The organism is Enterococcus sp. AMC1086, assembly GCF_058216575.1.
In genome coordinates this window covers 320,679-347,624 of record NZ_CM177100.1, presented here as the reverse complement: position 1 = coordinate 347,624, position 26,946 = coordinate 320,679, and the positions used below count along the sequence as shown (strand labels likewise).

The 26,946-nt window shown below is 36.3% G+C and carries 25 protein-coding genes; 8 read left to right on the top strand and 17 right to left on the bottom strand.

Features of this window, described 5'->3' with window-relative positions; all coding sequences use genetic code 11:
- Nucleotides 1-9: 9 nt before the first annotated feature.
- Complete coding sequence (locus AC4BC4_RS01705) at nucleotides 10-1,518, bottom strand: DUF1846 domain-containing protein (RefSeq protein ID WP_438757527.1); 1,509 nt, start codon at nucleotides 1,516-1,518, stop codon at nucleotides 10-12.
- Nucleotides 1,519-1,756: 238 nt separating this feature from the next.
- Here AC4BC4_RS01705 and AC4BC4_RS01700 point away from each other — a divergent pair, with 238 nt between their 5' ends.
- The 3 genes from AC4BC4_RS01700 (at nucleotide 1,757) to AC4BC4_RS01690 (ending at nucleotide 3,531) form a co-directional block, all read left to right on the top strand.
- Nucleotides 1,757-2,026: a hypothetical protein gene (locus tag AC4BC4_RS01700; RefSeq protein WP_438757528.1), complete on the top strand. Its 270-nt coding sequence runs from the start codon at nucleotides 1,757-1,759 to the stop codon at nucleotides 2,024-2,026.
- Between the two features lie 478 nt (nucleotides 2,027-2,504).
- Nucleotides 2,505-2,831, top strand: coding sequence for a winged helix-turn-helix transcriptional regulator (locus tag AC4BC4_RS01695; RefSeq protein WP_069646005.1), 327 nt, complete (start codon nucleotides 2,505-2,507; stop codon nucleotides 2,829-2,831).
- A gap of 91 nt (nucleotides 2,832-2,922) precedes the next feature.
- Nucleotides 2,923-3,531 (top strand): hypothetical protein, encoded by a 609-nt coding sequence (locus AC4BC4_RS01690; RefSeq protein WP_490476571.1) that lies wholly within the window; start codon nucleotides 2,923-2,925, stop codon nucleotides 3,529-3,531.
- 257 nt (nucleotides 3,532-3,788) lie between these two features.
- Here the strand turns inward: AC4BC4_RS01690 and AC4BC4_RS01685 are convergent, their stop codons facing one another.
- On the bottom strand, nucleotides 3,789-4,655 hold the full coding sequence (locus tag AC4BC4_RS01685; protein ID WP_490476570.1) for a hypothetical protein: 867 nt from the start codon (nucleotides 4,653-4,655) through the stop codon (nucleotides 3,789-3,791).
- A 226-nt stretch (nucleotides 4,656-4,881) separates the two neighbouring features.
- Between AC4BC4_RS01685 and AC4BC4_RS01680 the strand changes: the two genes are divergently transcribed.
- Nucleotides 4,882-5,880 carry a linear amide C-N hydrolase gene (locus AC4BC4_RS01680; protein ID WP_438757533.1) on the top strand — a complete coding sequence of 333 codons (999 nt, stop codon included), beginning with the start codon at nucleotides 4,882-4,884 and terminating at the stop codon, nucleotides 5,878-5,880.
- Between the two features lie 165 nt (nucleotides 5,881-6,045).
- Here the strand turns inward: AC4BC4_RS01680 and AC4BC4_RS01675 are convergent, their stop codons facing one another.
- From AC4BC4_RS01675 to AC4BC4_RS01605, 15 genes are all read right to left on the bottom strand, one after another.
- Nucleotides 6,046-6,897, bottom strand: coding sequence for an aldo/keto reductase (locus AC4BC4_RS01675; protein WP_490476569.1), 852 nt, complete (start codon nucleotides 6,895-6,897; stop codon nucleotides 6,046-6,048).
- Nucleotides 6,898-6,989: 92 nt separating this feature from the next.
- Nucleotides 6,990-7,403 carry a MerR family transcriptional regulator gene (locus AC4BC4_RS01670; RefSeq protein WP_490476568.1) on the bottom strand — a complete coding sequence of 138 codons (414 nt, stop codon included), beginning with the start codon at nucleotides 7,401-7,403 and terminating at the stop codon, nucleotides 6,990-6,992.
- A 22-nt stretch (nucleotides 7,404-7,425) separates the two neighbouring features.
- Entirely contained in the window at nucleotides 7,426-8,004 is a 579-nt protein-coding gene (locus AC4BC4_RS01665; RefSeq protein ID WP_490476567.1) for a histidine phosphatase family protein, read from the bottom strand.
- Nucleotides 8,005-8,111: 107 nt separating this feature from the next.
- Nucleotides 8,112-8,675, bottom strand: a complete 564-nt coding sequence (locus AC4BC4_RS01660; RefSeq protein WP_438757537.1) for a YdeI/OmpD-associated family protein — start codon at nucleotides 8,673-8,675, stop codon at nucleotides 8,112-8,114.
- Between the two features lie 36 nt (nucleotides 8,676-8,711).
- Nucleotides 8,712-9,635, bottom strand: coding sequence for a helix-turn-helix transcriptional regulator (locus AC4BC4_RS01655; protein ID WP_490476566.1), 924 nt, complete (start codon nucleotides 9,633-9,635; stop codon nucleotides 8,712-8,714).
- A gap of 80 nt (nucleotides 9,636-9,715) precedes the next feature.
- A complete protein-coding gene (locus tag AC4BC4_RS01650; protein WP_490476565.1) occupies nucleotides 9,716-10,210 on the bottom strand; it encodes a YehS family protein in 495 nt (164 codons plus the stop codon).
- 306 nt (nucleotides 10,211-10,516) lie between these two features.
- Nucleotides 10,517-11,629, bottom strand: coding sequence for an alanine dehydrogenase (ald, locus tag AC4BC4_RS01645; protein WP_490476564.1), 1,113 nt, complete (start codon nucleotides 11,627-11,629; stop codon nucleotides 10,517-10,519).
- Nucleotides 11,630-12,510: 881 nt separating this feature from the next.
- Nucleotides 12,511-16,473, bottom strand: a complete 3,963-nt coding sequence (locus tag AC4BC4_RS01640) for an endo-alpha-N-acetylgalactosaminidase family protein (protein WP_490476563.1) — start codon at nucleotides 16,471-16,473, stop codon at nucleotides 12,511-12,513.
- Between the two features lie 171 nt (nucleotides 16,474-16,644).
- On the bottom strand, nucleotides 16,645-17,637 hold the full coding sequence (gene lacD / locus AC4BC4_RS01635; RefSeq protein WP_490476562.1) for a tagatose-bisphosphate aldolase: 993 nt from the start codon (nucleotides 17,635-17,637) through the stop codon (nucleotides 16,645-16,647).
- A 23-nt stretch (nucleotides 17,638-17,660) separates the two neighbouring features.
- On the bottom strand, nucleotides 17,661-18,839 hold the full coding sequence (locus AC4BC4_RS01630; RefSeq protein ID WP_490476561.1) for an SIS domain-containing protein: 1,179 nt from the start codon (nucleotides 18,837-18,839) through the stop codon (nucleotides 17,661-17,663).
- An 18-nt stretch (nucleotides 18,840-18,857) separates the two neighbouring features.
- Nucleotides 18,858-19,262, bottom strand: coding sequence for a PTS sugar transporter subunit IIA (locus AC4BC4_RS01625; RefSeq protein WP_490476560.1), 405 nt, complete (start codon nucleotides 19,260-19,262; stop codon nucleotides 18,858-18,860).
- A gap of 16 nt (nucleotides 19,263-19,278) precedes the next feature.
- Nucleotides 19,279-20,088 (bottom strand): PTS system mannose/fructose/sorbose family transporter subunit IID, encoded by an 810-nt coding sequence (locus tag AC4BC4_RS01620; protein WP_438757545.1) that lies wholly within the window; start codon nucleotides 20,086-20,088, stop codon nucleotides 19,279-19,281.
- Nucleotides 20,075-20,962: a PTS mannose/fructose/sorbose/N-acetylgalactosamine transporter subunit IIC gene (locus tag AC4BC4_RS01615; protein ID WP_490476559.1), complete on the bottom strand. Its 888-nt coding sequence runs from the start codon at nucleotides 20,960-20,962 to the stop codon at nucleotides 20,075-20,077. Before AC4BC4_RS01615 ends, AC4BC4_RS01620 begins: the two co-directional genes overlap by 14 nt.
- 378 nt (nucleotides 20,963-21,340) lie before the next feature.
- Complete coding sequence (locus AC4BC4_RS01610; RefSeq protein WP_490476558.1) at nucleotides 21,341-21,817, bottom strand: PTS sugar transporter subunit IIB; 477 nt, start codon at nucleotides 21,815-21,817, stop codon at nucleotides 21,341-21,343.
- Between the two features lie 8 nt (nucleotides 21,818-21,825).
- Entirely contained in the window at nucleotides 21,826-23,607 is a 1,782-nt protein-coding gene (locus tag AC4BC4_RS01605) for a glycoside hydrolase family 35 protein (RefSeq protein ID WP_490476557.1), read from the bottom strand.
- Between the two features lie 164 nt (nucleotides 23,608-23,771).
- On the opposite strand from AC4BC4_RS01605, the gene AC4BC4_RS01600 reads away from it, so the two are divergent.
- The 4 genes from AC4BC4_RS01600 (at nucleotide 23,772) to AC4BC4_RS01585 (ending at nucleotide 26,860) form a co-directional block, all read left to right on the top strand.
- Nucleotides 23,772-24,479 carry a GntR family transcriptional regulator gene (locus AC4BC4_RS01600; RefSeq protein WP_438757549.1) on the top strand — a complete coding sequence of 236 codons (708 nt, stop codon included), beginning with the start codon at nucleotides 23,772-23,774 and terminating at the stop codon, nucleotides 24,477-24,479.
- A gap of 127 nt (nucleotides 24,480-24,606) precedes the next feature.
- Nucleotides 24,607-25,545 carry a 1-phosphofructokinase family hexose kinase gene (locus tag AC4BC4_RS01595; protein ID WP_490476556.1) on the top strand — a complete coding sequence of 313 codons (939 nt, stop codon included), beginning with the start codon at nucleotides 24,607-24,609 and terminating at the stop codon, nucleotides 25,543-25,545.
- 79 nt (nucleotides 25,546-25,624) lie between these two features.
- Nucleotides 25,625-25,915, top strand: a complete 291-nt coding sequence (locus AC4BC4_RS01590) for a hypothetical protein (protein ID WP_490476555.1) — start codon at nucleotides 25,625-25,627, stop codon at nucleotides 25,913-25,915.
- Between the two features lie 18 nt (nucleotides 25,916-25,933).
- Nucleotides 25,934-26,860 (top strand): LacI family DNA-binding transcriptional regulator, encoded by a 927-nt coding sequence (locus tag AC4BC4_RS01585; RefSeq protein ID WP_490476554.1) that lies wholly within the window; start codon nucleotides 25,934-25,936, stop codon nucleotides 26,858-26,860.
- Nucleotides 26,861-26,946: the final 86 nt, after the last annotated feature.

Below are 26,946 nucleotides of genomic sequence, written 5' to 3'. Positions count from 1 at the left end.
CCTAAAACATTAGATATAATACAAATTCTCAGACGGATATACCGCATCACTGGTAATATCTAATCCTAACTCCCGTAATGTTTGCTCATCATTTTTACTCAGCATTACAGTAGAGTGTGCTTGGACACCATTCAATTCAGATAATTGATCATAAGCCAATTGAGCTGTCGGATTCGTCACCGCACTGATCGCTAAAGCAATCAAAATTTCATTCGCTTTTAAAGCCGTAATTTTACTATGAAGATCTTTTCGTTTCATTGTTTGTATGGTTTCAAGAATCACTGGTGATAATAATAAAATTTCATCTGAAATATTGGCTAATGTTTTAATAGAATTCAAAATAGCAGATGAACATGAATCCATTAAGCTGCTAGTTCTCCCCGTTACAATTCGACCATCTTGTAACTCAAAGGCAATAACAGCTGGTGTATCGTTGCTTTGGGTTTGTTCTCTTAATTGCTCTGAATACTGCCGAGCAGGAAGCACTGCTTTGCGATCTTCTTTTTTCAGTTCGACTTCTTCCATGATCAATTTAATGCGATTGACTGTTTCTTCATCGATCAAGCCTTTTTTAAAGTCACATTCTGTGGCAAAACAACGACGAATGATTTCTTGTTTAGAGGCTTCTTTCACTACGTCATCATCGATGATTCCAAAACCAACACGGTTCACACCCATATCGGTTGGGGATTGATAAACAGATTCTTCGCCCGTGATTTTTTCAATGATCCGTTTGATCACAGGGAACGTCTCCACATCGCGATTATAATTGACGGCAACTTTTTGGTATTTATCAAAATGGAATGAATCGATCATATTCACATCTTTTAAATCAACAGTTGCTGCTTCATACGCAATATTTAAAGGATGCTTCAACGGAACATTCCAAACTGGAAAGGTTTCGAATTTTGAGTAACCAGCGGTCTTGCCCTTACGGCTTTCATGATAAAGCTGATTCAAACAAGTCGCTAATTTTCCACTACCAGGACCGGGTGCTGTGACCACCACGATTGGTTTGGTTGTTGGGATGTAGTCATTTTTACCAAAGCCTTCTTCGCTAACGATTTTCTCAAGATTTGATGGATAATCTTCGATTGCTCCATGTTTATACACTTTGATCTCTCTTCTTTCAAGCTTATTAATGAACATTTTTGTAGAAGGCTGTCCACTGTAGCGTGTAATGACCACGCTATTAACTGCTAAGCCGTATTCTCTTAATTCATCGATTTGACGTAAAATATCCATGTCATAAGTGATTCCATAATCGCCACGAATTTTGTTTCGTTCGATATCACCTGCATACACACAAATCAAAATCTCAGCTTGATCTTTTAATTTCTGTAGAAGTTTAATCTTAGCATCTGCATCAAATCCTGGCAAAACACGTTTTGCGTGCATATCGCCGATTAATTTGCCGCCAAATTCTAAATATAACTTATCATAGTGATCGACTCTTTCTAGGATATATTTTGATTGTTCTTCGATGTACTTTTGTGGATCAAAACCCAGTTTTTTCACGTGAGAACCCTCCGATACTTGTATACTGCCATCTATTATAAACTTATATACTACAGATTACGATATAGAATTTTATAATTTAACAGCTAAACGTATTTAGTACATAATTGACTACTAAATATTCCTATGCTACCATATTTGTAATAAATTGAGGAGTCTTTTGTTTGATAAACTTATGTCCACTACGGGTAATCTTGTCTTACTTATAGTTGATTAAATACAGAGGAGACTAACTATTATGGAAATTAGAACAGTTAATCGCAATGACTATCAAAAAATCGATGCATTAATACGTAATACATTTACGCATACAGAAAATGGTTATGGTAATGAAACGGAGTTAGTTGATACGATTCGTAAGAGTCAGGAGTATATTCGTGACTTGGAGATTGTAGCAATAGAAGAAGGTAAAGGAATTGGCAAAAAGTTAATGGAAGAGTTAGAGAAGCGGGCAAAACACTTAGATTATCCCTTCATTTATTTTAGGTCATGCAGATTATTATCGTAAATTCTGCTATATTCCTGCTAGTAAATTTAACGTAAACGCCTCTTTTGATGTGCCTGATGAAGTATTTATGCTTAAACCTCTTTAAGATGATGGTTTGACTAATATCAGTGGTGTCATCAAATATTCAAAAGCTTTTGAGTCATTTTAATTTTTAGGATGTAGAAATTTCTATGTTGTCACACAAATCTCGGAAATAGTGAATTATAAGAATAATCTTAGGACAAAAGTCTTTGACTCTGAGAAATAAGAAGGCATTGCTTCTGCTTCTATCATTTATTTGGATTCCTTTGAGCTAGGATATGACTCGCAAAGTTATGTTCTAGCCTTTTTTATTTTAAACTAAAAAAAATTTTTATAACCAATGACATTGTGGATTGGTGAGTATTATTACTTTTCTTTTTTTAATGGTGCAATTTTTTCTAGTCAAGAGTCATCTTTGAAACTTGAATCAATTTCAACTGTTAGGAGTTACTTTTTTATGATAAAAAAAGAAGAAATGCCACTTTGCGACGTGGCGACTACTGTTCAATTAATTGGCAGTAAATGGAAAACGTTGATTTTACGAGATCTCATCACTGGGCCAAAAAGAAATTCTGAGCTAAAACGATCATTATCTGGAATTTCGCAAAAAGTGTTGACTGAAAGTCTTAATTCAATGATTGTAGATGGAATTGTGGAGCGAGTCGATTTTCAAAAAGTACCGCCTCATGTTGAATATCAACTAACCCCCTTAGGGGAAACGTTGTTGCCTGTTATTGAATCAATGAGGCAATGGGGGCAGTTTTATAAAAAACAGCTTGGATAGATAGTTACAAATTAGTGCCTACTTAACATTTCTTAAAATATTGTCTATACTTTTAGGAAGGAGATACGCAATTATTAAGGAGGATATCTAAATGAATATTGAAACTACAACAATGGAAGCGATTCATACCGACGTTGTGCAAACAACACTAAACGGAGAGCCTGTTTTAAGAGTTGTAAAAAAAGATAAACTAATGGAATTTGACGAGAATACGTATGCTAAATTAGTTGGTTCATCTTTTCATAATGGAACAATCGAAGTAAAAATGTTAAGCCGTTTATTGTCGAATGCGCCAGATTTTGCACGTGGTTTTATTGGGATTGCGTTTAGGATCAGTGAGGATGATACAACATTTGAAGCATTTTATGTACGACCAACAAACGGTCGGATTGATGATCCTGTCAGAAAAAATCGTGCTATTCAGTATTTTTCTTATCCTAAATATACGTTTGACTATTTCCGAAATCTTGGCATCACTGATTTTGAAGGTACGGCTGATATCGGGCTTGACGAATGGATCAGCTTAAAAGCAGTGATCAATGGTGCTAGAGGAGCCTTTTATTTGAACGACAGCAAAGAGCCTTTGTTAGTGGTAGAAAATATGAAACATGGTCCTGATGCCAAAGGAGCGATTGGATTATTCGTTGATATTGGAACAGAAGCTTTCTTCAAGGATTTGAAGATTACCAAAACAGATTAAGAAAATCATTTAAAACGCGTAAACATCTTTAGATACTCCAGTAATCACTTCAATTGATCTGGCAAAGAAGTAATCGTAAAACTGGTATTTGACCCCTCAGCAAAATCTGTTCCAGTTGACTAAATGGAGATAACCCTTCTAGATCAAAACTTTATCACTAAGCTCCGTATAGATCGTTTCAATGTAATTTTGAGCTACATTTTTTTCAATTATCCTATACAAAAATTATTAACTTTAATTTTTTGTGAATCTATCGATCATTGCTTACTTTTCTCTTCTGATAACAGCTCAATCAACTGCTGTTGCTGTTCAACCACTTTCACTAGCTGTTCATTCAATTCTATTTGACGGCTTCTTTTCATTCGTTGTAATTTCGTTTCTACCCACTGACTATTTTTAAAGAGGCGAAGTGCTTCAATTATATGTCCTACCAAAATAATTCCGACTGCACTAATGCTTAAGCCAACGAGCCAATTTTTCAAGATAAGTAACTGTTCCCACGTTTGTTGCACTAGATTGGGAATTCCAGCAATATTTTTTGTTGTTTGAATCAGTTCTCTCACTTGCTCGAACAATGACATTATACTAGGAATCAGCTGATCTAGCGTGAAGGTCGTGCTAAGAAAAATATTGGAGAGATTTTCTTGAAATACATTCAGCTCATTTAAACTCAACCTGTTGATTCGTTGATCAATGACAACGTATGCCTGATACGTTTCAATTGCCATTTTTGTCAAGATCGTTAAAAGAGTGATTATTAAAAATAAATACCCAATAACAAGTAATTTTTCGCTTAAGTGCCACTGATCATTTTTTCTCAAACGCCATAAAAAATACCCAATTAATACTAATCCTGCTAGTACGACTAAACTTTGAACAATCACTAATATTGCGAGTTGGTTGATCATTTGTCGAACATTGTCGACAAGTGCTGTCTGCCAATCTTTAGATGAAAAAAACGTTAATACATTATTGAATGTGATCCTAAAGTTTTTTCGAATGATTCCCTCAATAAATCCTTGTTCGTTGACCACTAAATACAACAAGATCCCCAAATAAATCAAGCTACTAAAATGAACTATCGCCCGCAAACGATTACTCTTAACTGACTGTTGTTCCCCCATCACGAATCCCCCTCTTTTAACTACTGCTATATTATAAACTTATCATAGCATTAAAAAGTGAAAGTCTGTATTAATAAACTTTTTTCATATTTTATTTGTAGAAAGTTCTAACGTATTTATTTGATTATAAATTTGAACTACGTTAAACTTTTAGAAAGTTCACTTTAGCTTCATACTATTTTTTAGATATAATGTTTATTTTATAAATAAAAGGGAGTGATAGTCGATGTGTACAAGTATTACGATGACAACGAAAGAGCAACAGGTTTTATTGGCTAGAACAATGGATTTTGCGGTTGTTTTAGATGCGGAACCAACGTTTATTCCAAGGAAAAAATTTGTATTCTCCAATGATGAGCATTATGATCGTAAAAATGAATATGCTTTTGTTGGAATGGCACGTCAAGTAGATAAAGAACGCTTTGTTTTTGCGGATGGTTTGAACGAAACAGGACTTTCTTGTGCTGCCCTTTATTTTTCAGGGTATGCTGACTATAACAGCCAAGACAGCGATAAAAAGTATACTTTAGCCCCTCATGATGTTGTTCCCTTTTTACTTTCCAACTGTTCAAGCCTTGAAGACGTCTCTCGGACAATGGAAAATGCCCAGGTTGAAAATGTGGCTTTAGATTTTTTAGGTATCGTCTTACCTCTTCATTGGGTCGTCACTGAAAAAACTGGAAAAAGTATGATCATTGAATACACGGAACAAGCATTACATATTTATGAAAATACGATTGGCGTCATGACAAATAGTCCTGATTATAAATGGCATACGACAAATTTGAGAAACTACATTGGACTTCAACCTGAGCAAAAAACTGAAGTTCATTTGAAAAATATGGTGATGAAACCTTTTGGAGAAGGTGCCGGTGCTTTTGGTCTTCCAGGTGATTTCACTCCACCATCAAGATTTGTCAGAGCGACTTTCTTGAAAGCTTGCTTACAGGATGTCCAGACTGAATTAGATGGTGTCACTGCCATGTTTCATGTTCTTTCTAACGTTTCTATTCCTAAAGGTGCTGTGAAAGCAACGCAAGCCTTTGATTATACGCAATATACCTCAGTTATGGTGAATAGTTCACTTCATTATTATTATAAAACATACACTGATCAGCGTATTCGCTGCATCCAATTAGATAATGAAGATTTTGAGGCAACTTCTGGAAAAATTTGGTCTAATAGAGAGTCAGAAGATATTTTGTATCGAAATAGTAAAAAATAAGGTATTAACATAAATAACTAGAGCTGTAACCTTTTTAGCATAGGTTACAGCTCTAGTTTAATTATTATTTATATTCTCTAACCAAAGACATACGATCAACAAAATTCTAGAATTCTCTCTATTTTTGAACGTATTTAGTTATCCTCAAATTTCTGATTGCTACAATTACACATTCATTTTTCTGCTCGCCATCCATTTGATCATTTCTGGGTCTGCATGAGAGAAAAATTGACTTTCACCTTCATTCAACGTAGAAATTTCTGCTTTGTCTTCCTTTGATAACTTAAAATCAAAAACAGCTAGATTTTCAGCCATTCGTTCTGGCTTCACTGATTTTGCTAGAACAACGATCTCTTGTTCAATTAGCCAGCGTACAATGACTTGAGCGACTGATTTATGATATTTAGCAGCAATATTAGTCAGAACTTCATTTGAAAATATCCCATTTTTCCCTTCAGCAAATGGTGCCCAAGCTTCTGGTGTGATACCTTCTGCTTTTAATGCTTCGATATTTTTTGTTTGATGATTGAAAGGATTGATTTCGATTTGATTGACTTGTGGGACAACCTTGTTAAATTCTGCTAAATCAACTGCTCGATCGACAGTAAAATTTGATACCCCGATTGCGCGGATTTTCCCAGCTTCTTGTAGTTCCTCCATTGCACGCCAGGCACCGTAAACATCATTGTACGGTTGATGTAATAAAAGTAAATCTACGTATTCTAAACCTAAACGATCAAGTGAACGTTGAAAAGAAGCTTTAACGCCATCATAAGACACGTTTTCCACCCAAATTTTAGTTGTTATAAACAATTCTTCACGAGGAATACCTGAAACTTTGATGCCACGACCAACTGCCTCTTCATTCAGGTAAGATTGAGCGGTGTCTATATGACGATAACCCGCTTTGATTGCGTCGATTACTGCTTGTTCTGCTTCTTTTGGCTCTGTGATTTGATAGGTACCAAAACCTAAGATCGGGATTTTTATTCCATTATTCAATGTGACTGTTTGCATTTGTAGTTCCTCCATTTCTCGTTTTATGACTGACTAACAACATCACTATAAACTATGGAGCTAACTTCATAGCAAGCATTATCTTCCTAATTTTAATATTTTACTTTCCAAAGTTCCTCAACGTTCTCTGAGGTAACTTCTCCTGATTTAAACTTGGCGATATGCTCATCATACGTATTGATTTTGTATTGAAGTAAATCGCGGGTTTTGGTCATTTTTTCTAGCTTATCAGTGATTTCTTGTAATTGGTCGGATAGAATTTGTTTTTGTGCCTCTTCCACATTGCCACCTAATTGTGAAAGTGTGACAAATTCAATGAGAGACTCGATCGAGATACCTGCATGACGTAGACTTTTGGCTAAATAAATCCAATTTAAGTCTCTTGTTGTGTACACTCGGTAACCATTTTTGTCTCGCTCAATTGGCGGGATCACACCGACACGTTCGTAATAGCGAACCGTATCTGTCGTTAGGCCAAACATTTCAGCTGCTTCTTTACTATTCAATAGGTTCCTCTCCTTTTATTCCTTATTCTAAACTGGAAAAATCGTGATTGATAATTTCTAGTAACTTAAATGTATCCGCCTCAAATTTAAATTTTAAAATACAACAATTTCCTAGTCGGCCCTTTTGATCTATTTCACTTGTATGGGCCCAGTTTCTCATGAATTGTCGACAAGAGGCCCCGTGGGATACGGCTAAAACTGTTTCGCCTGCTTCTTTCATTATGTTCATTAACGTTTCAGACACTCGTTCTCTAAATTGAAACTCCTCTTCCCCACCATAGGCAACAAAGAAATCGCCATAAGGTAATGGTGGATTTAACGCTTCACTTTCTGACTCGAAACGGCCAAAGTTCCATTCTTTCAGTCCTTTGACTCTTTTATAGATCATATCGGTCACTTGTTCCAAGGTATCACTAGCTCGTTCAGATGTTGAAGCGTATGCGCTATCAAAATTAATGTTATGGTCTTTAAAATAAGTTCCCGCAATTTGTGCTTGTTTGATCCCTTTTTCTGTCAGTGGGGAATCACACCACCCTTGAATTTTTTTCTGTTGATTAAATAACGTTTCACCATGTCTCATTAGATATAATGTTTTAGTCATATACCGATCCTCATTTCTATTCTATAGGTTCATCCTAAACCATGAAGTGAACTTCAAGGCAAGCAAAAAAAGCGAAATAGTCATTTTTCAATTCAATTTCTATTTATTTACAATAAGCGCCCTTCATCATGCCACATCCCATACATCTTATTCGCTTTTGTATTCTTGATAAATTTAGCCAAACGTTTCTCAAATAGTTCTGGCTGGTCTTTATAATTTTGGATCGTATCTATACGAATACGTCGATATATTTCTGGGAAAGTCATGAAAATTTCATAGGTTTCCAAGTCTTCTTTCAGTCGTTCCATGATGGTTTCGTCGATTTCAAAAGAAGCTTCTGTCATATCAGGCAGGATATCTCTACCTCGTGCTGTCATCAATCCTACTCTTTCGAGACGACGAGCTCTTTCTTTGTTTAATTCTGTCCAAGAACTTTTTTTGGTTCTTGGTGATAGTCGTTGAGCCGTTTGAGTTTCAGATATTTTCTTTTTGATCCCATCAATCCAGCCAAAACACAATGCTTCTTCTACTGCATCTAGGTACTGGATTTTATTTGGTTCAGCTTTGACACTGACAATGATCCAGCAATATTTTTCAGTCGTACTGTTTGCTTTTAGCCAGTTTCTTAATTCTTTTCTGGTTGTTATGGTCAGTAAGTTGTCGATTTCCATTTCTGCCCTTTCTTAAACCCTATTTTTCATCTTGATCTAGTTTTTATAGGTCTGAGTTAATTTGATGATCTCTTGCTTATGTAATTCTTTTAAGGTTTTCGGTTCAATGACGTTGACGCCACTACCAAACATCAGTAAAAAAGGTAAAATCATTCGCTGCTGTTTCGCATAAATTATTACGTCTACATACGTTTCTTTCACCTGGATTTCATCTTCTGTGTAATAATCATACAGTTTCCCTAACTCCTCTTTTTTGAATCGTAGATGAATTTTCTCTTCGCGTTTTTCTAGTATTTGGTCATTTGAATATTCGATAGGATCAAAGTCTGCTGAGTGAATCGCTAATTGACGAATTCTCGTTACTTTAAAATATCTAAAAGCCTCTCGATTCTCGCAATAAGAGTATATATACCAACTACCATTCATCAGCATTAATTCATAAGGATGGATCAGTCTATTTGTGTGATCTCCCTTGTTATCCACATAATCGATCAATATCTTTTTATTTTGTTTTAAAGCAAGATTGATCTGATTTATTTTTACTTTTGTTTCTGTTTCAATTTCCAGTCGATGCATCGTTGGCGAGTCGAAGGAAAACCGTTTTTTTGGTATCATTTTATGCTCTGTTTGTCTCTGTAGTTGCGTGATTTTTTCTTTGATAATAGCTTGATCGTCAAAAATGCCAAATAGGCCTTCTTGAACATTCAACGCGTTCAAAATCGCTTCTTTCTCTGATTCACTATAGGTATACGTTTTTAACTTGAAAGAGTTTATTAACGAAAAACCGCCATTACGGCCTGAATGAGAAATAATTGGAAATCCAGCCATTTCAATCGTTTCCATATCTCTAAAAATGGTTCTTTTGGTCACGTTAAAGCGCTGAGCCAACTGAGCGGTTGAGACAATTTCATTATCCAAAAGCAACACGATGATCGCTAAAATTCGTTCGATCTTTTTCATGATTTTCCTCCTTTCATCTCTAGAAGAAAAAAGACAAAACTTGCACTTTCGAGCTAGTTTTGTCAAAATAGTTCCTCATTTTATTCCCGATACTTGATTGCCAATCCTTTTAAGAAGTTTCGAGCATAACGATCACCACATTCTTTGTAGTTTCGGTGCCCTTCTTTTCTTAAAATTGCACTTAATTCACTTTCAGATGCATAGACGCCCGCAAGTCGCAATACATCCAACATATCATCACTTGTAAGTGTTAAAGCAATCTTTACTTTTTTTAGCAACACATTATTGACAGTACTTTGGTTTGTGATCAAAAAAGTCGGCTTAGGTGCTACACCATTTTTTACAGGTGGTTTGCCTCTTTTATATGTGATCAAACCGTTTAAAAAAGCTTCTAATGTCCGATTATCACAAACAGCATCCCGCGGAAGTTCATCTTCTTCATTCTGTTTTGTTAAAAGTACGCGTAACCCTTCTCTTGTAACTTCTAAGTCACCTAGTTTAAAAATTTTGATCATATCTGTATCTTTAATATCTAGTGCATAACGTAAACGAATCAATATATCGTTATTATTCATCTTTTTCCTCCAAAAAAACATCATTATTCATTAGTATAAAGCTTTCTTTCAGAGAATGCATCCATTTGTTCTATAATTTTATTTTATGTAGTATCTATTTCTTTATCTACGTTATTTTTAGTACTACATCTGCAACTCCTAATAATCCTCGTAAAAAATGATTTAATGAAAAAAGAAGGTGAATCAAAAGTAAAAATACTTTTCGAAAATCCCTTCTTTTTCCTCGGAGTTAAATACTTTTATTCCAACCTTCTTGTATTTTTTGAACAAGGTAAACTAACTAAACGCATTATCTCAAAATACCTATTACAAAACCGACGCAACCGAAGTATAAGGCAACTCTAAATCGGTCGCTACTGCTTGATTGGTCAGCACGCCGTTCATAGTATTAATACCTGATAGTAGTGCTGGATTTTGCTCTACGGCTTGAACAAAACCTTTGTTTGCTAGCTCTAGTACATACTGTAATGTCGCATTGGCTAAAGCAAATGTTGCGGTTTGAGGGACTGCTCCTGGCATGTTAGCAACTGCATAATGGATCACATCATGTTTAACATACGTTGGATGTTGGTGTGTAGTCACTTCATCGATTGTTTCAAAGATTCCACCCTGATCGATAGCAATATCGATGATCACGGAATGTTCTGGCATTGAAACGACCATTTCTTCTGTGACTAGTACTGGTGCTTTTCGTCCAGGGATCAAGACTGCTCCGATGACCAAATCAGCTTCTTTCACTGTTTCTTGAATATTGAAATGATTCGAAACGAGCGTTTTAACGGCTCCATTAAATTGATTATCGATAGCTTGTAATTTTTTGATATTTACATCTAGAATCGTGACATCTGCTCCTAATCCTAGAGCTATCTTCGCTGCATTACAGCCAGAAATCCCACCACCGATGATTGTTACTTTCCCTTTTTTTACTCCTGGAACACCACCTAATAAAATTCCTTTTCCTTCTGGGATTTTTTCTAAAAACTGAGCACCGATCTGAGTAGCTAATCGACCAGCAATCTCACTCATCGGGGCTAACAGCGGTAATTCTCCGTCAATGAGTTGAACACTTTCATAAGCAATCGCTCTCGTTTTTGTCTTCATTAATTCTTCAGCTAAAGACTTATTTGCTGCTAAATGAAGATACGTGAATAAGATCAACCCTTCTCTTAAATACTGATATTCTTCTTTTAAAGGTTCTTTTACTTTTAACACTAATTCTTGTGCCCACGCTTCTTTAGCAGACGCTACAATTGTTGCACCAACTGCAACATATGCTTCATCATGGATCGAAGCACCTAACCCCGCATTGGTTTCAATATATACTGAGTGACCATGCTTGATAAGATCCAAAACACCTGAAGCTGGTAGTGCTACTCGATTTTCGCCGTTTTTTATTTCTTTTGGAATACCTATTTTCATTTTTCAGGACCCTTTCTAGCTTTTTGCTTATCTTTTTAGATGATAGGCTATTTACTAAATTATAGTTTAATGAAAGTTTATCTGCAATATAAAGTGAAAAGTTTAACATTCTCTTTTATTTTTAATCTTCCAATCACTAAAAATACCTGAAATAAATCAAGAATCGATTTATTTCAGGTATTTTTTAAAGCGTCAATTTTTGAGTCTATTCACTATTTTTTATAAAAATAAAAGCAAGCTCTTAACGGAGAATAGTATTTAAGAATCCAAAAAAATGACTTATAGAATATATGGTATACGCGCTTAAACAAATTAACGTAAACAGGTAACTAGAAATACTGACTTTATTTAGAGACGATTTTTTTAATTGAAATAAAATAACAAACATACATATTACTTGAGCATATAATAAAAAATCTCTGATTAAGTTGTATTTAAATCCCAGAACAAGGCTAGTCACATCCAGCGTAATCACAACTAATATCATTAATCCAAATAGACGAAAACTTTTTTTAGCATTCGGTGTCAGCTGACTTGGACTAAGCGATCCATAAAGAACAATTATTGAAATATACGCAATATAAAATAAATTATTAAAAATAACCCCCACTTTTTCACTCCTCTAATCTTTGACTCTTTCAATCATAGTTTACCACATTCAATGACAAGTCAGGAGTGTTTTGACTCCATTTAAAACTGATTTTGAGCGTTGATTCACTATTTTTTTGTGATGAATAGTTATAAAAAAGTTAATAAGGTGATATTTTACCCTACATACAGATTTGTGCTAAAGCTAACATAGATATAAATAAACAGCTGGAACAGAAGCCTCCTTTCGGAATTAAGCTTCTGTTCCAGCCTTTTATAAACATTCGTTTAGATTATTTGACCATCACAGTAAAATTATCAATAACTAGATCATACGCACCACCTGTTGTATAAATACCAAATGTCGTATTTCCTGAGGCATCACCGACTATTTCTGCTTGATATTTTTTGGTTTTTCCATCTGCAAAGGTTTGTACGATTTCGCCAACTTTTTTAAGGTCTTGCAGTGTTTTATATTCTCCTGTCATTGATCCAGCAAAGAAACTATCTTTTCCATCGGTTTGATAATCAAAACTGATCGTGTATGTTTTTCCTGCTTCAAATTTTACATTTTGCGGTGTTGTTTGAAGCATTAATCCAGCGCCTTGCTTATGGGATTTTAAAGACCAATTGCCTGATAATACATCAGATACTTTATTTTCGTTCCAACCATATTGTGTATATGGTTCGTTTTTTTCTGATAAATGGATTCGTGGGTCTTCAACACCACCCGCTTGTCCTTTCACAAATGGGAATAATCCGATTGCTTGGGTATCTTCAAAGTCTTGTTTGATGATTGTTTTACTTGTTACATTGATTACATCTGTTTGTCGTTCAACTATGCGAATATCATCAAATTTCGTTTTGCCAGTTCCTGCTTCTGCTGCTAAAGTGAGGGTTACTTTTTTCGCGTTTTCTGGAACAACAAAATCGACTCTGACATTTTGCATGTATTGAGGATATTGACTGCTTGTATGATTAATATCTGCTTGAATATAATTTTGGACGACAGAATTAGAATATTCATTTGTGTGTTTTTTTCCATCAATATCTACAGTTACGCTTGCTTTGCGATTATGGGTCTCCGTATTAACGTATGCGCTGTATTTTCCTGCTTTTGGCAATGTTAATTCTTGTTTGATCGTCATCGCTTTTTTTCCAGCGTTTAAAACATAATCACCATTTGGATCTTTAAGAACTGCAGCGTCCCCTTGAACGACTTGCCAATTTTTAGACAACGTATCTTTCTCATTAAATCCTGGATCTTTGACTGGTGTTCCTGTCCCAAATTTTACTGATTCAGTAGTCGTTGGTTCAGCAATAATATATGGTGTTTTAGCCTCCACTTGCAGCGTTACTTGGTTGCCATTTAGATTCGCTGTCCCTTTGTCTTTTCTTCCTTGATCGGTTAATTCATAAACATGTAAATTGGTTTTTCCTTGTAACTTCTCTGGAATCGTCCAAGTTGTAGTGCCACCACGTTCATTCCAATGATATAACTTAAATTCATTATTGACTGTCCATGGTAATAAATACGTATCGCCTTTCAATACTTCCACATTATTTAATGTTATACGCTTTTGATCATTTATATCTTTTTTCGTCACAACTACCTTGTCACTAGCATTTGCCAATTTGATCGTACCGTATATTTGACCCTTTTCAGAGGTCGTTGTATCCCAGTTCGTGATTTGATAATGTTGTAAAAACTTCGTTGGAATATTGATTGCAAAGGTTTTGTCTTTATACGTATTAAAGTTTGTTTTACCAACCCAGCCTTCGTATGCTTCAAATTCTGTGCCGCCAAGCAATGGATTATCAGAAATGATCCATGTGTCTTTTTGATGATTACGGATAAAGCGGACAATATCACTGTTAAATCCTTTTGTTGCAGTTCCTCCATACGCTTTTTCAGCAGACCAGTGATTCCATATCGAATCATATTCTAGGGCGTTTGGAAATTCATTGGCCGTGATCCAGCCCAATCCATTGATTTCTTTCCCTAATTGTCGGCTTAGCCAACCAGCTTCGCCTTGATTTCCCCAGACATCTACGTAAATATAATCCAAGTTCGGTACATTTTGTTTCAGTTCTTTAAAACGTTCCAAGCGATTTCCACTGATCGTATCTGGTCGTTGTTTGATAAAATAAGACGGATCTAACCAATCCCAGCCTTTTTTTGTCGGATCGATCAAGTCTTCATTGAATGATTTTGCTTCTGGATAAGACTCCGTATCATTGACGTGTACACCAAAAATGGCATTGAGTTTATGACCTTCATCAATCAATGTGTTTAGCTCATTTTGACCCCCTTGGCGTTTTCCAACAGCACCGTAATCTGGATGAGCTGAATCGTGGCCTTCATTTTGATACCCTTTCAACAAGTTCATTTGTCCTAAGCCATCCGTCAAATTATAGACGCGTTTTGATTCATCCAACGTTACTGAAAATGGATTCGTCGCCTGGCTAGCAAAGTTGAAAGGAATTCGTTGATTGACTAATTCTGGGACTTTTTCTGCACCAACAGGGTTATTCATGATTGCTCGATAATTGATTGCTGCATCTTGCCAATCGACTTTACCATCCCCATTTAAATCTTTTGCAAATTTGATTTTCACCTCTGGTACTTCACCCGTCAAATAAGTATCAGGCGCATCAAAAGGACGATATGTCCAAGAACCGCTCCATATTGATGTTACATAACCAGACTTTGTTTCTTTGGTTTGTTTATAGATTCGATTATTATCACTGTTATCCACGCTTCCATCACCATAAGCATTGGTCCAAAAACTTGCAGCATACTCATCTGTATTTAAAAATCCGTACATGTACTGCTTGGTGCCAACTTCGTTTGATGTCGTTAGATTCTGGAAGGTATCTCCATTTTTATTTCCATTGTTTGCATTGGTTCCCGTATTCATAACGACACCAGAAAATGCTGCTCCTGAATCTGTACTATTTACAGAAAGTAATCCTTGATTTGCAATGGCTAGCGTATGGATTTTCGTTGTGCCTTCTTTGATGTCTGTTATCTTCATAGAAACTTCTTGACCATCAGATGCTGTAAACTGGACGTTGAATCTTAGTCCTAATGATGGAACCGTTACTTGATAAATTGCCTTATTTTGGCTTGTGGATTCTTTTGTCGCTGTTGCTTCATGTGGTTTTCCATCGACTAAGACTTGGCTGATTTTTTCTTGTTGCCCTTTAAAGATGATTTTGTTGTCTCTCGGATTTTCATAGCGAATCACTCTTGGAAACGTAGGGTCTAAAACAGCTGTGATATCAGTAGAGGAAATTTTGTCTCCACTTTCAATACTTCCGTCATCCGTAACCGTTACGGTGGCTTTTGCTTTCAAAGTGGTGCCAGAAACGGTGCCGGCTACATCAAAAGTGCCGACTTTTTGATAAGATTCTGGCGGAATACTATCCCACGTCACGTTTTCTTGTTTTTGATTACCTGTATTGTAGATTGCTTTAACAGTAGCAGGTAACATTGGAGCTATCCCTATTTTTGTATACATCTTGACTGGCGTTAATTCAGTAATTTCTGGTACTAACTCAGGAATACTACCGCTGTCACCATTTTTAAAATAGCGATAGCTGATTGTTTTTTGATCATACCAGGTTCTAAAACCAACTCGGCCTGCTGTTGTCGGAATTTTACTTCCATTCGCCAAAACTGGTTCTCCGTCATAAAATTGTGTGCCGTTTAACCAGATCGTGATCTTTGTCCCTACATAACGAACTTTTAAAACATATGTCGTATCGGCAGCTAATGTTGGGCCTGAGATTCCATCATTCCAGGAGGTCGGACTTTCAACAAGCCATTTGCCGTTTACATTATAGCCTACGAAAAGCCAGCTATCTTTTGAAGTGCCTCTAATAATGACACCTGTTCGACCTTCTCCTTGGCTAAATTTAAATGAGGTTTCTATTTCTCCATCTGCTTTTTGAGGTGAATCTAAATTGATCGATACTGCATTATTTCCAGCCTCCGTTTTGCGAGAACTATCTAAGACATTGTCTTTCAAACTCCTATTTGTCCCGCCAACCAAATCCTGCCAAGTGCCTAACGTTCCATTTTGAAAATCCGTCTGCCAATAGGTTGCCGCAGCTGCTGAATCAGCTGGAACCTGAGATTGTCTTTCACTGCCGCTCTCATCTTCATCTGCTAAAACACTCATCGGTGTCAGCACAGCCGTACATATCATCAAAGCAAATAAGCCGATCGATATCGTCCACATTTTCTTCATTTCATGGTCACTCTCCTCATATTTTTTGAATACGCTATCATTTTTATGCTAATCAAATTCCCTCCAAATCCTTAGTGATCAAAAACTAGAATGGGGTTAGAATCTATGTTTTTATCCTCATTCTAGTTTTTGTGCTGCTATTATTTTTTGTTTCTAAAAAACTCTATCGACTCAATTCACTATTTCTACCTTATCATGCCACGAACTCGCTGTTCTTTCTACGACTTCATTTAGTTGTTGAATATGTTCTTTTCCTTCTGTACGAAGCCACTTACGGCCTGCTTTTTCACCACTTTCAATGAACGGTGCCACGCCATTTTTCCATGTTGCCCGTCCACATAAGACACCATTGAATGTAGAACCCGCTTCTTTCGCAAATTCTAACGTGTCTTGGAACATTTTTGCTGTAACACCAGCGCTTAGAAAAATGAAGGGCAAATGCGTTGCATCACTTTGTTGTTTAAAATATGATAGTGCTTCCTTGCGAGAATAAACAGCCGGTTCCTTCCCAATTCCTTCAACATAATTCATATTTACAGGAACTTCTACTTTTAACACGTCTACTTTATACTCTGGTTTTGAAAATTCTCTCATCATCTTGATGACTTTTTCAGGTTTTATTTTTGCATATTCACTAGAAGATGCATCTGTAATTTGGGCATCGTACGAAACTAATTCTAAATAAAAGGGAATATCCTCAGCGAAACATTCGCTGCCCAAGCGTTCGATAAAAACATGTTTGAGATGATTGATTTCCATTGGTTCATTTGCATCATAATACAATAAAAATTTAATGGCATCGGCACCATTTTCAAGCAAGCGTACGACAGACCAATCTTCTAAAAGATCTGGCAATCGTCCTGGCGTCGAAGCGTCATACCCTGTTTTTTCGTATGCCAGTAATAAACCAGATTTTGCATCTCTAGCCTCAGCTGCGGGTATACCATATTCTGGATCTAATAAAATCGCTGAAGCAAATGGAGTCAATTCTTGAGAGACCATTGTTTTAAAATCAATGATATGCTGCTCAGTCGGTTCGACTCCTAAAGCATGGATCATTTTTTTCAAAGCACCGCGTTGGTCGATCGCCAATGCTTCAATGATGCCATTTTCTGTTGACAAACGATCCATCGCTGCTTTTTTAGTTGCTGTCATTTTTAACATTTATATCTCCTCGTTTTTTTATTTTAGTCCTGATAATCGTAAATTTTGACTCCCTTTACCACACGATTGACAGTACCTGTGGCTGAAGGAGTGTCTGGGGTATTACCCACATTTAATGCGCTATGGATAGCAATCGTTTGCGCCAATAAAATGTAAGGTAACACCAGATAAGCTTCAGGTAATGCTGTACCTTTGGAATATGTGAAGCGTCGACCAGAGAAATTAGCATTCGCCTCTGTATCCACTGTCACAATAGCTGCTGCAATAGTATCTGCTTTGATTTCTTCTGCAATATCCAGATCATATTTCCTTGTATAAGGATCATTTGCAACAAAGACAATCACAAGTGTTTTTTCATTGACGAAGGATTTTGGGCCATGTCTAAACCCAACGGATGAATCAAAAATAGTCGCGGTTTTTCCAGCAGTCAGTTCGAGAACTTTTAATTGCGCTTCTCTTGTTAAGCCAGCTAAACTACCTGAGCCAAGATAGGCTATCCGATCAATAGAGCCTGCCAATAGTTCTTCTATTTCAGATTCTCTTGTGATCACTTCTTCTCCCATTTGAATCGCAGTTTGGATAAACAATGCTTTTTCATCTTCACTGCTCGTATCAAAAATCAAGAGCGCACTTAACAGCATACACGTGAAACTACCCGTCATCGCAAATCCTAAATCATTAGATTTTTCAGGCATTAGTAAAAGTAAGTTTCTATTATCCTCTGCCGCTTCAAGAGCAAGTTGACCTTCTTTGGCACAGGTGATCGTAAGTTGATACAGATTTTTTACTAGCTGTTTTGCTAGTTTCACGGTTGCAACCGATTCTGGTGAATTACCGCTACGAGCAAAGGAAACTAAAATTATAGGTTCTTCTGTTTGTAAATAGTCATACGGATTAGAGACGATCGTTGTTGTTGGGATACTCTCAAAAATAAAATGTTCTTTATTCCCTTTATGATTTAAATAGGGCGTGATCGAATCGCCAACATACGCGGAAGTTCCTGCACCAGTAAAAATCACACGAATTTTTTCACCTTTTTCAGCTGCTATGATTGACGTAATAAATTGCTCTATTGTTTGGCGCTGATCATTATAATGATCAAATGCTTCTTGCCATAATGTCGGTTGCTGTTTTATTTCTCGGGTCGTGATCGAAGCACCTAGTTTTTCCAATGTTTCTTGGTTTTCTTTGAATAATTCCATGTTGTGTTCTACTCCTATCTATTCATCTTCTTCATCAAATGCATCTGACGCCAATAACTCATTGACTTTGACTGTATTTTCCTTTGCCTCCGATACAAAATCACTTTGACTGCCTAATAAACATGCATTAACAAAACTGATAACCATTGGTAAATTCATACCGGCATATAGTTCAAACGAGTCTCCATTCATTAGCTTTTTCGATAATATATTACAAGGTGTTCCACCTACTAAATCTGAAAAAACGATAAAGTGATCTAATGATCGTGTGATTTCTTCAAATTTAGTTAAAAACTCTTTTTCACCTTCTTCGGCTAGTAAAGGAACAGTATAAATATTGTGTTGTTCCCCCATGATCATCTCCGCACTGTCTTTTAGTGCTGTACAAAAGTTTCCATGACTAACTAATATTAAATTGTCCAAACTTAGTACCTCCCAACTATTTTGAAATGACTCCTAAAGCAGATAGCGCAACTGAAATGATCAATACGATAAAAATTGCTCTAGTCGACGTGATATTTTTTTTGCCAAGCAACCAATACACACCACCGACGATTGCAGCTGGTAACAAACGAGGCATGATCATATCCACATTATTTTGAACATTAATCGTTAAATCTCCAATGGATGGTGCCCAAGCAAAATGGACATTGATCATCGTGGCAACCAACGCTCCGACCATAAAAACACCCATGAGTGTTGCTGCATTGGTCATTGCTGTCAGCCTACTTTGCATTGTCGTTACAAGTGAAATTCCTTCTTTATACGCAAATGCCAATTGCTTCCAGCGAAATACCATAATGCCAATTTGTGCGGCCATCCAGATAAATGCACCTATCGGATTACCATTGACCGCCATGTTTGCCGCTAATGCGCCAAAGATAGTTGGTACTAACGCCCCAAAAATCGAATCTCCGATTGCAGCAAAGGGTCCCATCAAACCAACTTTGATCCCAGCAACTGATTCTTTTGCTGAAAATCCTTCTTTTTCTTCAATTGCCAAATCGATCCCTGTAATGATCGTATTTAAAAAGTTACTAGTATTAAAAAATTGTGCATGTGTACGCATCATTTCTTTTAATTCCGGTGTATCATCACCATACATTTTTCTTAATTGAGGTAAGATCGTGTATAAATAGCCCGAACCTTGCATTCTTTCATAGTTCCATCCTAACTGAAAAGTGAATAAACTTCTTTTATTGATTTGATTAAAGTCCTTTTTCGTTAATTTATAGTTAGATTTCGTCATCTTCGATCTCTCCTTCATCCGTTTCTTGTGAACGATCTTTTACGACAGCAGGTTGTGCGATTGATTTTTTATATTCATTTAAGGCTAACGCAAAACCGATCAGTGCAATCGCAAGCATTGGTAAATTAGTAAATGCTGGAGCAAAATCTTTTGCGACACCGGCAACTGCGCCACCTAATAATTGAATATTTCCAAATACAGTAGTTAAAAGTGCGGTCAATACAAATCCTAAAATCAAGTAAGCTAAATGTTTTTTTACCGGTAAGTATCTTAATAAAATTGCAAACCCGACAGCAGGTAAAACAGCCCCTGCAACTGATAAACCATCGCCTAACCATTTTAAATCTGTATTCAAATAGCCCACAACATTATCGACAAAACCTCCACCAAAACTAAGAGCAAAAAATACAGGCAACGCTCTTGAAAGCGCCCAAGGGACAGCGCCTAGTAAAAAATTCCGTTCAATCCCTTTATAATTCATTGCTTCAATATTACTATCTATTCTGTGCGCAAAGAATGTATTCGTAAAACGACCAAGAATATCCATTTGAATCATCAAACTAGCTACTGGTACTGCAATCGCAGCAATCGCTTGTTCTGGATTCATCCCTAATCCTACTGAAAAAGCTGTTGCTAACACTGTCCCTGAATTCGCATCGATTCTGGAAGCGCCACCAAATGTTCCTACACCTAAAATAGTCAATTGCATACTTCCGCCAATAATCAATCCTGCCGTTACATCCCCCATAACAAGTCCTGTCACCAACCCAGCAAAAACGGGTTGGCTAAACGCTGAATAAATTTGTAGTTCGTCTAAAATTTGATACCCTGCATAAAGCGTTAATAATAAAATTTGCCACCATTGAATTGCCATTGATATTCCTCCTAAATTTAAAAGTGCAGCGGGCTCGTTCTGGCTCGAATGGAAAATAGGAAAAATCGACTGAGACGCTTTTTGTCTCATTCTATTTTTATCTTTTTCCCGAGAGACTAGCCCGTAGAACTAGACAACATTAAAAGTGCAGCGGGCTCGTTCTGGCTCAAATGGAAAATAGGAAAAATCGACTGAGGTGCTTTTTGCCTCATTCTATTTTTATCTTTTTCCCGAGAGACTAGCCCGTAGAACTAGACAACATTAAAAGTGCAGCGGGCTCGTTCTGGCTCGAATGGAAAATAGGAAAAATCGACTGAGGTGCTTTTTGCCTCATTCTATTTTTATCTTTTTCCCGAAGAACCAGCTCAAGCGTTATCTTTATTTCAACAATCCCATAAAATCTTCTGATTTATCACTCGGTACCATTTGAGAAACCAATTTCACTCCTGCAGCATCTAATTTTTTAAAAGCTTCTACATCATTTTCCAATACATTGATCGACTTGCTAATTGCTTTTGAATGTTCACTTTGAGACATATTCCCAACGTTTATCTCTTTGATTGGGACACCTAATTCTACTAATTTTAATAACCGATCTGGTTTTTTAGCGATAATCAACAATCGTTGTGAATCATATTTTCCAGCTAAAATATTAGTAGCTGCTTTTTCTATCGGCAAAACACTTAGTTTTACACCAGCAGGCGTCGCTAATTTTAATCCACTTTTTTCAATCGCATTTTCTGAAACCTCATCATCCACAACCATAATACGACTAATATCGAGCTTCGTTGTCCAAAGATTTGCTACTTGTCCATGAATCAATCTTCCATCAATTCTTACTGCAATGATCCCCATCTTCCTCACTATCCTTCCTGTATTTCCTTATATTTTGGTTGTTTTTCAAACGTAACTTGTGAAGCCCACAATCCTTCTGTTTCAAAGATAACGATTTCATTTCTTCCTTTTTGCAAAACAGACGCTGGAACATACAACGACAATGTCGGACCTTCGTCCCAAAATCTCCCTAAGTTGAATCCATTGACGATCACTACCCCTTTACCAAACTCATGCAACTCAATAAATGTATCTCCTGGCTCTTCAACATCTAATTCATAGCGGTAAAACGCCGGTGTCCCTTCGATCCATTCTTTCTCGTAATCAATACGATCAAGCCTTGAAAAATCAATACTATATTGATCCCAAGCACAAATAAAATGTAAGTCTGACATGACGCCAGTGCGAATACCTTTTCGCTGTGTATTTGCCAATAACTTATGTCCGTAATTCACACGTCCCATATTTTCAACTAGAATATCCAGCTGATTTTGTTCTTTTTTCGGGTTGCAAATGATTTTTTCACCAATTTCATCTCGATACTGAGTAGCGATTTTCGTTTGATTCAAGAAGAATTGGATACGATCACTGGCATCGATCACACGATAAAATTCTTCATCTGATTGCTGTGGCTCTTTTGTTCGATACAGTAAATAGCCGTAATTTTGATTTAATTTTTCCATACTTTCAGGATATTTACTATGGTGATGTGTCGCGATTGATTCTACAACCGAAAACAGACTTACCTTTTCTTTTAAAGAAGCTATAGTTGGCTCTAAATCAGTTTTTCTAAGTGGTTCTGATTGTTCTATTTCAGGAAATAGTGTGTGGATTTTTCGTTGCACTGAGAAAAATTTTTCAGTTGGATTTCCTTGTTCATCTAAAAGTGCGTCATAATCATACGATGTGACCTGTGGTAAATCCTTACGTCCCCGTGCTGAGCAGCCATTCATAAATCCAAAATTAGTTCCTCCATGGAACATATATAGATTGATACTACCTAATTTTAAAACTTCTCCAACAGCTTCTGCTAATTCTTCTGGGTCTCTTCTAACGATTTCTTCACCCCAACGATTAAACCAACCATCCCAAAATTCCATACACATCAACGGCCATTTTTTCCCATGACGTTGGTGCAGGTTCCTTAGTTGAGCAAAATTTTCTTTTGCTTTTGAACCAAAATTACCAGTACTTACTATATCTTTTTCTAAAAGCATCCCAGCAGTCTGTGCTTGCTCCCAAGCTCCATCCGAGGTAAACAGTGGAACCGTGACATTATTTTTTATCATCAAATCGTAAAGCGCCAACAAATATGCTTTATCCTCACCATACGACCCATATTCGTTTTCCAGCTGCATCATAATCACAGGACCACCTTGATCAATTTGCAGTGGACTGATTTGTTTAAACAGTTCTTCATAATAACGAGCTACTTTTTCAATAAACTTCTGATCCGATGAACGTATCCGCATCTCTTGCTCATTCAACAACCATGCTGGCAATCCGCCAAACTCCCACTCTGCACAAATATAAGGCGATGGGCGCAAAATAACGAATAAGCCTAAACTTTGTGCTATACCTACGAATTTTTGAATATCTAATTGATTTGTAAAATCAACTGTCCCTTCTTGTGGCTCGTGTAAATTCCACGGAATATAGGTTTCAACCGTATTAAACCCTAATGCTTTCAAATTATAAAGCGAATGATACCACTCTTGCGGCCTAATTCTAAAATAATGTATAGCTCCTGACATGATTTTAAACGGCTTTCCGTCCAGTAAAAAATCCTCTTTCACTTCAAATGTATGCATTTCAGCCTCTCCTTTAAAACGCTTTCAGTTAATATATTAACATATTAACTTCTTTTCGTAGGATTTGTCAATAAATTTATTTTTAAATGTACAACATGAAAAATCATGGCTATTTTTTAGCATTTAACTTATTATATTAAGTAAGAGAAAAATGGAGGTGTAAAATGAAAATTCCAAAGTATCAACAAATCAAAAATGATTTATTAAATAAAATAAAATCTGGTGAGTTTGAACATGGGGATCGTTTTTATAGTGAAAACGAATTGATCAAATTATACAATGCTAGCTCTATCACAGTGATTAGAGCAATCCAAGAATTAGCATCAGAAGGATATCTGGTCCGTTATCAAGGAAAAGGGACGTATGTTTCTCGCTCTAGAAAAAGAAAATTAGTCGAATTTACCGATATCGAAATTTTTGCAGGTAAAACTGAAACAGTCAAAGTTGTTAGTATTGTAGAAGAAGCTGATCCAAGAATACTCAAAGAACTAAACTTAGACAAAGACCAAACATACAGACGAATCACTCGAGTTCGTAAAGTGGATAACGTCTCGTTTATTTTACATTTCACTTATATGCCAAATCAATTTATTAATCCAGACGTACAAGAATTGAGTTACTATGACTCTATTTATGAGCGTTTTAAAACAGAATTTGGTATTCATATGTATGATGAGCATGCAACAGAAACAAATGAAATTTTATTCCCTGCACCGAAAAAAGTAGCCAAACTTTTAGCTATTTCTGAGACTGAACCAGTCGTTTTCCAGAAAAAAAAGACGACCTTGCAAGATGGAACAATCGCAGAATACGTTGAAAGCTATAAAAAGTGGGACTATTATAAGATTGAATTTTCAACCTATACAATGTAACGATTATCATAGGCTAAAAACACACGAAAACAAAGATTCCCATTTCTTTTGTGTGTTTTTTCAATGAAAAAATGAAACCGTTTAATAAAAGAAATTATGCTAATAAAAATAGAAGGAGCTGTTTCAATTGATTCATTTGATTTGTCCAAATCCAGCTATCGATCGAACCCTTTTGGTAAAGAACTTTACTGCTGAACGCCCAAATCGACCTTATAAAGGGCAAGATTTTGCTGGTGGAAAAAGCTTTAACGTCGCTTATGCGATGGATTTTGAAGATGGTTCTGTTCCTTATTGTATTCATACGATTTTAGGCGGAAGAAATGGGGACTATCTAAACGAGCTTGCTTCAAAAAGAAATATTCAGTTAGAAATAACCGAAGTAGAGATCAATACACGCTTTTGTACTATCATTGTAGATACAACAAACACTACAATTTATCCCCTCTATGAAAATAGTTTCGTATTAGATGAACATTTGTTAAACAAATTCACCCAACAATTATTGAATTCTGTTCAGCCAGAAGATACGGTCGTTTTTTCAGGCTCTCTAATGAAGGGCATGCCAAATGATTATATTGCACAGATAAAAGAGCAATTAAAGGGGCAAGACATTCGATTTTTCATCGATACTAGTGGTCAAGCTCTAGTTGAAGCTTATAAAGGAAATCCTGAAGTAATCAAAATCAATGATGAAGAATTAAGTGATTTAGTTCCTGACTACACTTTTGACAGATTGCAAGATTATGCTCATTTTCTAAAATCTGAAGCAGCAGCTACTATTCCTTATTTCATTGTCACACTTGGTGAAAAAGGTGTTATTGCAAAATTAAATCAACAAGTTTATCATCTTTGCGTTCCGCCTGTACAAGCTAAAAATCCAATTGCCTGCGGTGATTTCTTTTTAGGTGGATTGGTCAAATATTTAACGTTAGGACAACTAGATGCTGTTGATGTCTTAAAAAAAGCAGTCAGCTATTCGACCGCTAATGTGCTGAACTGGTTTCCTGAAATGAAACAAGCCGATATCGAGCGAATCGAACAAGAAATAATCATCACCCCCTTATAAAAGAATAAATAAACGAATTCCTCTTGACCTGATACGCGTTTCATACTTTATAGTGAAAAAAAGACTGGAGGAATCGTTTATGATAAATGGGATGCTTGAATTGACTGATGATTTAGGACTTGATTATTACTTTGTTTCTTTAGCAACTGAACATGAAATACTTGTCATTCGCAGCTTGAATAACTATTGCAAACCAATCAATAAAACTGTAAAATTGGCTGAAATAGAAAGATTGACGTTTGGAGAAGAAGACACACTTGATTTTATTTGCTTTGATTATAAGGAAGAACATTATCACTTTCTTGATTATGGGAATCATCTGATGCCTTTTTTAAGTCATATACTTCGACCTTTGGACGTTAGTTATTAGGTGTGAAAGGAGTCACTTATGGCAAATATTCGTGATATTGCCAAGTTATCAGGCTATTCGGTCACTACTGTTTCTCGTGTTTTGAATAATCATCCTTATGTATCTGAGGAAAAACGAACAAAGATCTTAAAAATCATGCAAGAACTTGATTATATACCCAATGCTAAAGCGCGTGATTTGAGTAGTGGAAAATCAAAACATATTGCCGTCATGATTCCTTATGCCAATCATCCTTATTCTGACAAAATCGTCAGTGGTATTTTGAATGCTGCTTTTAAGGATGGCTATAAAGTAACCTTGCTGCCAACTAATTATGATCCTACTATTGAGATGAATTATTTAAATGCATTAGCAGCAAAAGCTTGGGATGGCATGATCATTACCTCAAAAAAAGTTTCATTTGAGGTGATCGTCCGTTATCTTAAATATGCACCGATCGTTTGTTGTGAAAATACTGGTGATTTTCCTATATCTTGCGTTTCGATCAAACGTGAAGAATCCTATATCGATCTGTTTACCAGTTTGAAAAAACAAGGGTATCATAACATTGGCTTAACCGTCGGACGAACTGAAAAAGAAAGTGCTAGCACAGGATTGGTTCTACAAGCCTACAATTCCATCATCGGCTTATCAGATCCGTCTATGATTGTTAGAGACTGCCGTACATACGAAGATGGTATTCAAGCTGGCATTCATTTTGCAACGTTAAAGAATCTTGAAGTGATCGTGACCAATGGCGATGATGTAGCTGCTGGTATTTTGCAGCATATTTCTTTAGCGCAGGTCAGCGTGATTGGGGAAGAAAATTTACTCTCTAGTAGACTGCTCAATTTTTCTACCATTGATCATCATATCGATCAGTGCGGTGAAGCAGCTTTCCAGCTTTTATGGGAAAAAGAAAGTAGAACTGTGTCTATCCCTTATACATTTATTGAACGAAGATAAGTTTATCAAGCTTTGTCACTATTCTTTTCTCTTAAATCAAAAGGGACTGTATTCTACAACTGTTGATACGTTGTAGAGTACAGTCC